Genomic DNA, 12,883 nt, shown 5'->3' on the forward strand with positions numbered 1-12,883 from the left:
TGGAGGTTATCTATAACCAAATTGCCAATGACTCGCCACCAAAAAATATCATGATGATTACTCAGGAAAAACTATGCTGGAATTTCAGATTGAATTTCAACCTCGTATCCCTCCTTCAAAAAATTTAGTCATAGGTACTTTAGGGCCTAATGCTACTAGTAGTGATTACGCTGCCAAGCATATAACTAAGCATCTGCTCTCAGAACAATTTACTGTATCAACTCAGTTATTTGATACTTTTACAGAAGTTAAACAAGCCTTGCTACAAGACAAAGTAGATATGGCTCTAGTCCCTCATGCTTACGACCGAATTAATGAGTTTTATATGGAGCCAAGTTTTGAGCTAGGTTTCATTTTTATATTTCCTACTCCAGTTTATGGATTGGCTAAGAAAAAAAATAAAGAGGTAGTTTTCAACGGTTCTAGAATTGTTACCCATCCGGCTCCCCTACCTCTGTTAACAAAATTATTGCCAGACTCTCAAGATCAAACACAAATACAAGTGGATTTGTCTCCTTCTACAAGCGATTCAGCGATTCAGGTAATGCAGGGTTTAGCTGATTTCGCTATTACTAATGAGAATGCTGTTAAAGCCTACGATTTAGAATTTATTTCCATCTATGGAAACATTCGTATGAGTTGGTCTATTTTTCAGAAAAAATTAAATTAACAGAAAATTATGTCTAAATATTTTCCCCAGCCAAAAACCATCAAAGTTAATTCTGATGTAGAGTTAATCGCATTTCAATGTCAAGACACAGTTGTACAATTAGCTTCTATTCCCCCAGGGGCTACTTTTGAATTACATCGACATCCCGAAAGCCAAATTGGAATGCAAATAGCGGGACGTTTAGAAATAAATATTAATGGTACTAAAGAAATTCTTGAACCCCTCCAGCAAGTTTATGTGGCTGGTAACAATGTTCTTCATGGTTCTATAAACCCTTTCTCAGAAACAGCATTAGCATTTGATGTGAAACGCATCACAAATTCTGAGGAAGCTGAAGAAGCTATTCTGAAAGTTACAGCAACTCAAAATGAAGTTACAGGTTTTGAGTGTCAGTCCGTTGTTGGTTCTTGGTTTGAGATTGTCATCACCAAAATACCTCCAAAAGGAATAATCCCAATTCGCCAATCTTTTAGTGAAACAATGGGAATAATTCTTAACGCTAGATTGACGATCGCAGTGGCCGAACAACAGCAGAATTTAAAATATGGTAGTGTTTATTATGCTCCTGCTAACGCTCTTTATGGAGGACATAATCCTTCTGATGAAACAGTATCTTTGATTGAAATTTTGATTAAACCTCGCTCTCATCTTTCAGTCAAAGATGCTTTTTTAAAGAAAGATATGATGGCGCGATCGCTAACTACTTCATAAAGGATATTTATCATGGATTTAGGATTAACACAGAAAGTAGCTTTAGTGACAGGAGCAAGTGCTGGTATTGGTTATAGCGTTGCTCAAAAGCTGGCAGCAGAAGGTTGTCAGTTAATAATTTGTGGAAGAAATTCTGAGCGATTAGAACAAGCTTATCAAGGTTTGGTTGGTTCTCAAGCAAAAGTTATCCCGATTTGTGCTGATGTGCAAAATGCAAGTAATTCTCAAAATTTAGTCCAAGAAGCTCTCACCCAATTTGGAAAAATTGATATATTAGTCAATAATTCCGAGGGGGCTACATTTTCTAATGAAGCTGTAGAAAATCTATCTGATGAAGATTGGTTGTCTGTCTTTGAAGGCAAGTTAATGGGCTATATTCGCATGACGAATTTGGTGCTACCGACGATGAAAAATCAGCAATGGGGACGCATTATTAATATTGTTGGGACATCAGGGAAAGAACCTTCTAGCCGTCTTGTAAAATCAGGGGTGGCAAATGCTGGATTAATCAATTTTACTAAAACTGTTGCTACGCAAGTTGCTAAGTGGAATGTTTTAGTTACCTGTGTTAATCCTGGTTTGATTGATACTCCAAGGCATAGGGAATATTTGGAAGTATTCGCCCAAGAGGAAGGCCGGACTGTTGATTCGATAATAGAAGGAACGAATAAGATGATTCCTCTTGGCCGTCGCGGTGTTTCTAGTGAGGTTGCTAATTTGGTTGCTTTTCTAGCGTCAGAATGTGCTAGCTATATTACGGGTGTTACTATTCCAGTTGATGGCGGATTGTCAACTTCTGCTTTTTAAGAATTACTTTTTTAAACGTAGACACGAAGTGGCTTCCCGCAGGGTACCGCAAAGGACGCAAAGAGCGCGAAGTAAAGAGAAAAAAGAGAGAAATTACATAATTAATATCATATAAAAAACAATGGTAGTTGCACAAAAACAAAGTAAAAATAAAGATATTGAATCTATTTATCCTCTTTCACCTACGCAGGAGGGGATGCTCTTTCATACTCTTTATGAGCCGGAATCGACAATATATTTTGAGCAGTTTCAATTAACTATTCGTGGCAATTTAGATCCAGGTGTATTTGAACGGGCTTGGCAACTTTTGGTAGAGCGACATTCGGCTTTGCGGACTCTTTTTGTTTGGAAGAATCGCAAACAATCTGTTCAGGTGGTACGTAAAGAAGTGAATTTGCCTTGGTCTAATTTAGACTGGCGGATGTTTTCTCAGCAAGAGCAAGAAATACGTCTCAATTCTTTTTTAGATTCAGATAGAAAACAAGGTTTTGAACTTGACAAAGCTCCATTAATGCGCTTTGCTTTAATCCGGGTAGCTGATGAAACTTATGAGTTTGTCTGGAGTTTTCATCACTTGCTGGTTGATGGCTGGAGTTGGCCGATTATCTTCAAGGAATTGTTTGCTTTATATGAATCAATTCAGAATGGGCAACAGTTATATTTAGCTCCAAGTCGCCCTTTTCGGGATTATATTAATTGGTTGCAGCAGCAAGATTTGGCTGGGGCGAAGGCATTTTGGCAGCAAAATCTTGAGGGTTTTACTGCACCTACGCCTTTGATAGTTGAACGAGCAATCGGGCAGAGTTCTCACCAACAGCAAAATATTGATGTGCGATCGCAGCATCTATCAGCCGAGAGGACAACTACCTTAAAATCTTTTGCCCAACAACATCATCTGACCCTTGCCACCTTGGTACAAGCAGCTTGGGGGCTGCTACTAAGTCGCTACAGTGGCGAGTCTGACGTAGTTTTTGGAACTACTGTATCTGGTCGGCCTCCTGCTTTATCTGGTGTGGAGTCGATGGTGGGGTTGTTTATTAATACTTTACCCGCACGGGTGAAAATCTCTGATAAAACCGATTTGTTAAGCTGGCTGGGATTGTTGCAACAAGAGTATATAGAACGGGAGCAGTATTCATACACTCCACTGGTGGATATTCAAGGCGTAAGTGAAGTTCCTCGCACTCAACTTTTGTTTGAAAGCCTTGTTGTATTTGAAAACTATCCTGTAAATGGAACGTTGCAGCAACTCCCTGGAAACTTGAGCATCGGGGAGCTACAAGACAGGGGGCAAACCAATTATCCTCTCACACTGCTGGCAATTCCTGGCGATGAAATGACGGTGAAAATTTACTACGATCGCGATCGCTTTGATGCAGATATCATCGATCGCATGGCCGGCCATTTCTTAACTTTGTTGGAGGGAATTACCGTCAATCCTCATCGTACCCCAGGCGAGTTACCCCTACTAACTCCAGCAGAACTAGATTTACTTTTAGTCGAGTGGAATGCTACCTCACCAGCGCATCCTATCAATCGTTGCATCCATCAATTATTTGAGGAACAAGTCGAAAAAACACCCCAAGCTTTGGCGGTGGTATATGAAAACCAACAATTGACTTATGAAGAGTTAAATCAGCAAGCCAATAAAATCGCCCACTACTTGCAACGCTTCGGTGTGAAACCAGATGTTCCAGTGGGTATTTGTGTGGAGCGTTCGTCGAAGACGTTGCCGAAGGCATCGCTAGCTGCTGCGATCGCCATTTTAGGAACTCTCAAGGCTGGGGGAGTTTGCGTTCCCCTCGATCCTAGCTATCCGTCAGAGCGTTTAGCCTTCATGCTCAAAGATTCTCAAGCACCAGTTGTCTTAACTCAAACACGTTGGAAGTCATTGCTTGAGGGCAACTTTGCTCATCGTCTAATTGTGTTAGATGAAGATGGGGACGAAATCGCCAAAGAATCTGAGAGCAATCTGCAAGTTGAAGTAGCAGCTGATAATTTAGCTTACATCATATATACCTCTGGCTCTACCGGCACTCCTAAAGGCACTCTTGTTACCCAGCGATCGCTCACCAATTTAGTAGAACACCATCAGGCAAAAATGGCCACAGGTATTGGTGTACTTCAGTTTGCCTCCCTGAGTTTTGATGTCAGCTATCACGAAATATCTGTGGCGTGGGGCTTGGGAGGTACGCTGTATATGATTTCTGAATGCGATCGCAAAGATTTAGATAAATTAATCCACTTACTTGGCAACAACCCAATTGGTAAAGTTTTTCTACCAGTTAGCCTTTGGCAGCAATTAGCAGAAATATACGGAGAGCAATCACATTTATTTCAGAATATTCGGGAAGCGATCGCTTGTGGCGAACAACTCCAAATTACTCAGCCGATGATTAAGCTGTTTAAGCGTCTGGAAAATTGTACACTCTACAATTTCTATGGCCCCACGGAAGCAGATTTAGTTACAGCTTATACTTTTAGCCAAAAGCCGGATGAATGGCCGATTTATCCACCTATTGGTAAAGCTGCTGTCAATGTGCAAGTTTATCTGTTAGACAGCAATCTGCAATCCGTGCCGATTGGCGTTCCTGGGGAACTCTACGTGAGTGGTGATGGTTTGGCTCGTGGCTACCTCAACCGTGCAGATTTGACCAATCAAAAATTTCTCCCAAATCCTTTTAGTAAGGATGCCAACTCGCGCCTCTATAAAACAGGGGATTTAGCTCGATACTTGCCAGATGGGAATATCGAGTTTTTGGGACGGATAGATGATTTAGTAAAAATTCGGGGCTTTCGTGTTGAACTTGGAGAAATTGAAGCCGTTCTGAGCAAACATCCTCAAATTAACCAAGCTGTAGCTAAAGTTCATGGAGAAAGTGCCAGGGAAAAATATTTAGTCGCTTACTTTGTCCCAATTCCGGGAGAGACAATCACAGTCGAACAACTGCGGGCTTTTTTGACTGAGCAATTGCCAGATTATATGATTCCATCAGCTTTTGTCGAAATGGAATCGTTCCCTTTAACACCCAATGGTAAAATTAACCGTCGCGCTTTACCAGAACCGACAACCAGCCGACCGGAATTAGGTCAAACTTTTGTTGAACCGCGTACTCCCACCGAAGAAATCTTAGCTGGGATTTGGAGAGATGTTTTAGGGTTAGAACAAGTTGGCATTTACGATAACTTCTTTGATTTGGGGGGACATTCTTTACTAGCAACTCAGGTGATTGCTTTAACGCGCAAAGCATTTGGGATAGAGTTACCCCTTTTGAGTTTATTTGAATCTCCTGCGATCGCACCTTTAGCCCAAAAAATCGCCACAACTAAAGCGCCAGATCATCAGGAGTTATCTCTAAAACCGTTACCCTCCCAAGGCGAACCAATACCAATTTCTTTAACCCAGCTAGAGTTGTGGTTTTTTGACCAATTCTATCCAGGCAATTCCATCTATAACCTGCCTTTGGTCTATCGCATCACAGGGGCGCTGAACGAAAAAGCATTAGAGGAGAGTTTAAAAGAAATTGTCCGGCGACATGAGACATTGCGATCGACTTTTCAGGTTAAAAATGGCCAAGTCGTTTATGCTGTTGTTAACGATCCTGTCTTTGACTTTTCAATAATTGATCTCCGGCACATCTCCGAAACTGAGCGCGAAACTCAAGCTGCACAAAAGGCTGAACAGGAAATTAAGCATCCTTTCGATTTGGCACAAGGCCCTTTATTACGCAGCAAGCTTTGGCGTTTGGATGAACAAGAATATCTATTCGTTGCCGTCACCCACCATATTGTTGCCGATGGTTGGTCTTTTAGTGTCCTAACTCAAGAACTGGCAAAAGTTTACGAAGCCTTCTGTGAGGGTAAGCCGTCTCCTCTGACTGATTTACCGATCAAATATACCGACTTTGCTCAATGGCAGAGGCAGTGGTTACAAGGACAAGTCTTAGAATCTCAGCTTCAGTTTTGGCAAAAGCATTTAAGCACTAGTCCGCCAATATTGAAGCTACCAACCGATCATCCCCGTCCACCAGCGCGAACCTTTAAAAGTGCAGGTCAATCGGTAGTTCTCTCCAAGAAATTAACCGATGCGCTCAAGGTACTGAGTCAACAGGAAGGCGTAACCCTATTTATGACCTTGTTGGCAGCATTCCAAACATTACTCTTCTCTTATACAAGACAGGAAAACATCATTGTCAGCAGTGCGCTGGCTAATCGCACCAGAGTAGAAACTGAGGGACTAATTGGTTTCTTTGTCAATTTACTGCCATTTTGTACCAACTTAGGAGGAAACCCCAGCTTTCGGGAACTACTTGGCCGAGTGCGTGAGGTCGCTTTGGGTGTCTACGCTCATCAAGAAATGCCCTTGATTAAGCTAATAGAAGAACTCCAGCCAGTGAGAGATTTTAGTTACACATTAATAAATCAAGTAATGTTTGTCTTTCAAAATACTCCAGAGGATAATTTACAATTTGCAAATCTCACTTTGAAGGAGCAGTTTATTGCTAGAGATACAAAAGATACCGCAGAGTTTGATTTAGAGTTAACGCTCGAAGAAACATCAACAGGTATTGAAGGTTTGCTCGTATACAGAACCGATTTATTTGAATCTGCGACTATTACCAAAATGGTCGAGAACTTTCAGACTTTGCTGGAAAAAATAACGACCAATTATAACCAGCATTTAACTGAACTTATCTTAATATTTGAACCTCCAAATTTGCCCGCTCAAACTGTTATCTCCCCAATACCGAGGGATTTTATTACACCTCAAAATTCTATCGAAGAAGTTGTGTTAACTATCTGGAAAGAAATTTTAGGGCTAGATCAGATTGGCACTCAAGACAACTTTTTTGAACTGGGAGGGCATTCTGCTCAAGCTCTTGAAGTTATATGCAAACTACAGTCAGCTTTCTCAGTAGAACTGCCGTTGATCTACCTGTTTGAGAAACCTACTGTAGTTCAACTCGCAGAAGCAATCCAATATCAATTAAACAATTAAGGAATTTTCATGTAGGGTGTGTTGTCGCCAAGCGCCGCACCGTCAACAATCCAAGGTGCGTTAGCCTACGGCATAACACACCCTACGGCTGGAAGTACCTTAAACTTCAATTTATTCTCGCCTGCTTATCTAATATTTCAACTGCTTTGTCCAAAAAAATATCAATTTAGAGATGAAAAACATGGAACTTACAAAAAACAATCAAATAATTGAAAATACCAGACCTAGTATTAGAGAAGTTACTCAAATCTCTAACGAAGAACTTCGTATATTGCATGAGATTCCTACATTTAGACCAATTGTTCAAACATTCGTTGTCATTAGTACATATTTCATCCTCTCAGCTATTGGGTTCTGGTTGAATAACTGGGCAGTGTGGTTATTAGTCTGGTTTGTTCAAGGATTTTTGTTTGTCTGTTTTTTTGCGGCAATACATTATTGCTCTCACTATAGTTTGTATAAGTCAAAAAATACTAACCGATTCATGGGGACTTTCTTATCATTAGTATTATTGATGAACTTTTCATTTCACAAATATATTCATATTGGGCATCATCGAGAAGCAAAAATCAAAGGTAAAATCGTCGGAGATACCTCAGCATGGCAAACATTTCCTAATATTAAGACTTATCTCTTTGCCTTGACATATTTTTATCCTCTCGCAGCATGGAAGAATTGGTGGGTTGTTACCAAAGATTTATATTTAGACTCTTTAAAAACACAAACGCAAGAGGAATCATCCTTACCAACTAGCTTTTATTTAAGCTATTTCAAAACACCAGAACAACGCCAATTTGTCTTACAAAATAATTGGCTACTATTGGGTTGGTTTGTATTAATGGGAGGATTGACTGTAATTTTTCCTAGTATTTTGTTCTTTGGTTACTGGATACCATTAATATCTTTTGCTTCTCCATTCGGTTTTATTTTCAGCATTACAGATCACTATGGCTGTGAGTCTGACTTAAATCACAACCTATGGAATGATACAAGAACAATGATTTCTAACCCAATTGTTAGGTTTTATTACTGGAATAATAATTACCATGTAGAGCATCATCTCTACCCAAGTATGCCACCGTGTAACTACTCCAATATACATGAGTTGATTCAACATCATCTTCAGCATATTGAAAAATCATACTTGATGTTCCATCTAAAAATAATGCGGGGCTTGATTTCGGCAAAAAGTCATTAATGAATCGCTCTAATCAAAACACATTTATAATGCAATATCGTAGATTTGGGCGTACAGAATTGCCAATGCCAGTGTTTTCCTGCGGTGGAATGCGCTATGTCTATACTGAGTATGAGGAACTGACTCAAGAAAAAATTCCCGATGAAAATCAACAGAATCTAGAAGCCACTATTCGCCGTTCTTTAGAAGTTGGCATCAATCACATCGAAACTGCTCGAATGTATGGAACTTCTGAGATGCAATTAGGAGCGATTTTGCCTAAGTTGCCTAGAGAAAAAATTATTGTGCAAACTAAGGTTGCTCCTATATCTGACTCTGAAGACTTCCGCCATTTGTGTGAGAAATCTTTAGCTTTATTAAAGCTAGATTACATTGACTTATTAACACTGCATGGCATTAATTATGACCAACAATTTGAAGATAGTATTCGTCCCAATGGTTGTCTTGATGTAGCGCGGCAATTGCAAGCTGAAGGTAAGGTAAAGTTTATTGGCTTTTCTACCCACGCTCCAACGGATTTAATTATCAAAACCATTGAAACGAATCAATTTGATTATGTTAATCTCCACTGGTACTACATTAATCAATTCAACTGGCCCGCCATTGAAGTAGCTACACGTCACGACATGGGGGTGTTTATCATTAGCCCATCAGATAAAGGTGGTATGCTCTATAAGCCTCCACAAAAGTTATTAGATTTGTGCCATCCTCTCAGCCCGATGGTATTTAACGATCTGTTTTGTTTGAGCCATCCGCAAGTACATACCCTTAGTTTGGGCGCATCTAAACCATCAGATTTTGACGAACACTTGAAGGTTATAGAACTCTTAGATCAAGCGGATACAATTTTACCACCAATTTTAAACAGTTTAGAAAAAGCAGCGATCGCCTCCTTCGGCAAAGACTGGTATTCTACCTGGCACGTTGGTTTACCCCACTATAGCCAAACCCCTGGTGAGATGAATATTCCAGTTATTTTGTGGTTGCGAAATTTAGCGATCGCTTTTGATATGTGGGAATATGCCACAAGGCGTTACAACCACTTAAATACTGCCGATCCTTGGTTCCCTGGTTCCACAGCAGAAAAAGTTGGACAATTTGATCTTAGTGATTGTCTGCGTCATAGTCCCCATGCTGACAAAATACCAGCTTTATTAGAAGATGCCCATAGGTTGTTATCTCAACCTAGTTAAAGATAAATTGCGGAGTGGTTTCACGATGTTGGATTATAAGTTATTAAAAAATAATAAAAAGTATACTTTAATTCGCTATCGTTGGCTAGTAATTTTGCTGGCTTTTGTAACTGCGATCGCCATAATTATCTATCATCAAATTACCTTAAAAATCCAAGCAACACCAACATCTGAAATTATTGTTCCTTTCCCAACTGAACCCACAACTTTTAATCCAGCTTTAATCGTAGAATCGGCTTATATTTTAAACTATACTTATGAAGGGCTAGTTAAAGAAAATGCTCGTGGAGAAATTGAACCTGATCTAGCCAAATCTTGGCAAACTTCTAAAGATAATAAACAAGTAATTTACACCCTCAGAAAAGGGCTAAAATGGTCAGATGGAAAACCACTAACGGCTGAAGATGTCGTTTTTACCTACAATGAAATTTACCGTAATCCAGACATTCCTACTTACGCTAAAGACTTCTTGATCATTGGTAAAAATCGTACCTTCCCTACTGTGCGAAAACTTGATAATTTACGAGTAGAATTTACATTACCTGAACCATTTGCTCCATTTATTCGGGCTACAAAATTAGAAATTTTACCAGCCCATATTTTTCAGGAAAGTGTCAAAACAAAAGACCAAGAAGGCATACCTAAATTTATGTCTACTTGGGGAACTGATACTCCTCCCCAAAATATTATTGTCAACGGCCCTTATACAATAGAATCTTATACTCCGAGCCAGCGAATAATTTTCCGCAAAAATCCTTATTACTGGCGTAAAGATATTCAAGGTAACTCACAACCTTATATCGAGCGTGTGATTGGACAAATTATTCCTAATCAAGATACTTCTTTAATCCAATTTCGTTCTGGAGGATTGGATTACATCAACGTCAATACTGATTATTTTTCATTATTAAAACATGAAGAAAGTAAAGGAAAGTTTACTATCTATAATGGCGGTCTTTTTGTCGGGTCAACTGCTATTACTTTTAATCTCAATAAAGGCAGTAGGAATGGTCAAGCACTGGTCGATCCCATAAAATCCCGTTGGTTTAATACAGTAGAATTTAGACAAGCAGTTGCCTATGGAATTGATCGCCAACAAATACTCAACAATATTTATAAAGGATTGGGTAAACTGCAAAATTCGCCGATTGCTGTAGAGAGCAAGTATTATTCTCCTATCCAAACTGTCTATGAATACAATCTTCAAAAAGCGAAAGAATTACTTTTAAAAGCAGGCTTTAAATACAACAATCAAGGTCAGTTATTAGACGAGCAAGGCAATATTGTACGCTTTAGCCTGATGACGAATAGCAGCAATAATGCATTGCAGGCGATGGGAGTACACATAAAACAAAATTTGAGTAATCTTGGCATAACTGTTGATTTTAATCCCGTAGCTGCTAGCATTTTCATCAACAAATTGACTCAAACTTTCGATTGGGAGTGTCAATTACTTGAGGTTGCTGTCGGTCAAGAACCAAATGATTGGGCTAATGTTTGGTTGCCTGAAGCTGGTTGGCACTTTTTTAATCAAAAATCCCAAGCAGGACAAACGCCGATAATAGGGCGACAAGTTGCAGATTGGGAACGAAAAATTGGCAATTTATACATTCAGGCAGCCTCCGAAGTGGATGAAGCAAAGCGTATAGCTATGTATGTAGAAACTCAACAAATTACTCAGGAATATCTGCCATTTATTTATCTAGTTAACCCTTTCTCAATGGTGGCAGTACGAAATCGTATCCAAGGTATTGAACACTCTGCCCTACTAGGAACATTTTGGAACTCTTACGACTTGAAACTGACTGAGATTAACTAAAGAGGATATCGTTTGTATGCAAATTCCTATCATTGATTTCAATCCTTTTCTTATAGGTGACTCAACCGCAAAAGAAGCTGTTGCCACACAAATTTCTCTTGCTATTCATGAGGTCGGATGTTTCTATCTCAAAAATTATGGTATTCCTCAGACTCTAATCGCTCAAGTCTTTTCACAAACCGAGTCCTTTTTTGCACTACCGGAGCATGAAAAAGAACAAGTATCTTTCTTTCCAGACCGGAATCTTCGCGGATATCATAATTTTAAAAAGAGTGAAGATAAACACAACGCGAATGAACTAATAACTGAAGGATTTCATTTTGGAAAAGAAATTACTCCTGATGAAGTTGGTATTATCGAAGATCCTTTTTTTGAACCGAATAAATGGCCTGAAAATCCGACTAACTTTCGTGAAGTGATGCTGGACTTTTTCACAGGTTGTCACGAAAGCGCCATGAAAGTATTCCAAGCTTTGGCTATTTCCCTGAGGATTCCAGAAGATTACTTTACAAATTTATATTCAGAGCAGAATCACGGCATAGTTTTGCATCACTATCCATCTATATATCAGCCTCCAGAACTAGGAAAAGTTTATCTAGCAGAACATACCGACATAGGTACTCTCACATTTTTATTTCAAGATTCAGAAGGTTTAGAAGTATATACAAACGCTGAAGAATGGGTTGTAGCACCCTTCATTCCTGATGCAATTATCGTATTGGTGGCAGATTTAATGCAGCGATGGACAAACGATAAATTTTGCGCCACACGACATCGAGTTATAGTTCCAGCTCAATCTCACAGTGCTAAACAAAGGTATTCATGCGCCTTTTTTACAGGCCCTAATTACGATGCTCAAATTAACTCTATTAAGACTTGCTTAGATATAGATGAAGTGCCTAAGTATCCACCAATTCTTGCTCAAGAATATTTCAAGCAGCCAAAAGGATAATTCGTAATTCGTAATTCGTAATTCGTAATTAATACATTAGTTTAAAAAGGGTTGATCCAATTGCTAGCAAAATCAAATCCTCCAATATGGTTAAAAATTTTGGTAATTAGCCTGATTGGGTTAGGTATTTTCTTTCGCTTTACCCATTTAGGGCAAAAAGTGTATTGGTATGACGAATTTGCAACATCACTGGCAATATCTGGTCATACCCTAGCTGAGGTTAAACAAGAGGTTTTTAGCAATTGGAGCAATAATAAAGGCGTAATTTCTGTTATTACTTTAGACAAATACCAACACATTAACCCAGATAAAAATGTGGCTGATACAGTTCGCTACTTAATAACTTCAGACCCACAACATCCACCTTTGTATTATGTGATGGTGCGATTGTGGGCGCAAGTCTTTGGGGATTTCCCTGCGGCAGTTAGGAGTTTATCAGCAGTAATTAGTCTGTTGGTGTTTCCTAGTGTGTATTGGCTGTGTTTAGAGTTGTTTGAGTCTTCACTAGTTGGGTGGGTGGGAATGGGTGTAATG

The 12,883-nt window shown here is 39.3% G+C and carries 8 protein-coding genes and 1 pseudogene; all 9 read left to right on the top strand.

Translation table 11 applies throughout. The features are described 5' to 3' along the window. Positions 1-73: 73 nt before the first annotated feature. Positions 74-670: a LysR family transcriptional regulator gene (locus tag GNF10_RS18440; RefSeq protein WP_185586054.1), complete on the top strand. Its 597-nt coding sequence runs from the start codon at positions 74-76 to the stop codon at positions 668-670. A 9-nt stretch (positions 671-679) separates the two neighbouring features. Beyond that, positions 680-1,381, top strand: a complete 702-nt coding sequence (locus GNF10_RS18445; RefSeq protein ID WP_185586053.1) for a cupin domain-containing protein — start codon at positions 680-682, stop codon at positions 1,379-1,381. Between the two features lie 12 nt (positions 1,382-1,393). Beyond that, positions 1,394-2,188, top strand: coding sequence for an SDR family oxidoreductase (locus tag GNF10_RS18450; RefSeq protein WP_185586052.1), 795 nt, complete (start codon positions 1,394-1,396; stop codon positions 2,186-2,188). 121 nt (positions 2,189-2,309) lie between these two features. Then, positions 2,310-7,187: a non-ribosomal peptide synthetase gene (locus GNF10_RS18455; protein ID WP_185586051.1), complete on the top strand. Its 4,878-nt coding sequence runs from the start codon at positions 2,310-2,312 to the stop codon at positions 7,185-7,187. A gap of 181 nt (positions 7,188-7,368) precedes the next feature. Then, positions 7,369-8,385, top strand: a complete 1,017-nt coding sequence (locus tag GNF10_RS18460; protein ID WP_185586050.1) for a fatty acid desaturase — start codon at positions 7,369-7,371, stop codon at positions 8,383-8,385. Positions 8,386-8,414: 29 nt separating this feature from the next. Further along, positions 8,415-9,578, top strand: a complete 1,164-nt coding sequence (locus tag GNF10_RS18465) for an aldo/keto reductase (protein ID WP_185586049.1) — start codon at positions 8,415-8,417, stop codon at positions 9,576-9,578. 25 nt (positions 9,579-9,603) lie between these two features. Then, positions 9,604-11,397 (top strand): ABC transporter substrate-binding protein, encoded by a 1,794-nt coding sequence (locus GNF10_RS18470; protein WP_185586057.1) that lies wholly within the window; start codon positions 9,604-9,606, stop codon positions 11,395-11,397. Between the two features lie 16 nt (positions 11,398-11,413). Next, positions 11,414-12,349 (top strand): isopenicillin N synthase family oxygenase, encoded by a 936-nt coding sequence (locus GNF10_RS18475; RefSeq protein WP_185586048.1) that lies wholly within the window; start codon positions 11,414-11,416, stop codon positions 12,347-12,349. A gap of 60 nt (positions 12,350-12,409) precedes the next feature. After that, positions 12,410-12,883, top strand: a pseudogene (locus tag GNF10_RS18480) (dolichyl-phosphate-mannose--protein mannosyltransferase); the annotation flags it as partial.

The sequence above is a fragment of the Nostoc sp. UCD121 genome (assembly GCF_014222285.1).
GTDB lineage: Bacteria > Cyanobacteriota > Cyanobacteriia > Cyanobacteriales > Nostocaceae > Nostoc.

What these genes read in the sequence shown, in the direction of transcription:
- GNF10_RS18440 (WP_185586054.1), top strand. Translation starts at nt 74, where the DNA reads ATGCTGGAATTTCAGATTGAATTTCAACCTCGTATCCCTCCTTCAAAA.
- GNF10_RS18445 (WP_185586053.1), top strand. Translation starts at nt 680, where the DNA reads ATGTCTAAATATTTTCCCCAGCCAAAAACCATCAAAGTTAATTCTGAT.
- GNF10_RS18450 (WP_185586052.1), top strand. Translation starts at nt 1,394, where the DNA reads ATGGATTTAGGATTAACACAGAAAGTAGCTTTAGTGACAGGAGCAAGT.
- GNF10_RS18455 (WP_185586051.1), top strand. Translation starts at nt 2,310, where the DNA reads ATGGTAGTTGCACAAAAACAAAGTAAAAATAAAGATATTGAATCTATT.
- GNF10_RS18460 (WP_185586050.1), top strand. Translation starts at nt 7,369, where the DNA reads ATGGAACTTACAAAAAACAATCAAATAATTGAAAATACCAGACCTAGT.
- GNF10_RS18465 (WP_185586049.1), top strand. Translation starts at nt 8,415, where the DNA reads ATGCAATATCGTAGATTTGGGCGTACAGAATTGCCAATGCCAGTGTTT.
- GNF10_RS18470 (WP_185586057.1), top strand. Translation starts at nt 9,604, where the DNA reads ATGTTGGATTATAAGTTATTAAAAAATAATAAAAAGTATACTTTAATT.
- GNF10_RS18475 (WP_185586048.1), top strand. Translation starts at nt 11,414, where the DNA reads ATGCAAATTCCTATCATTGATTTCAATCCTTTTCTTATAGGTGACTCA.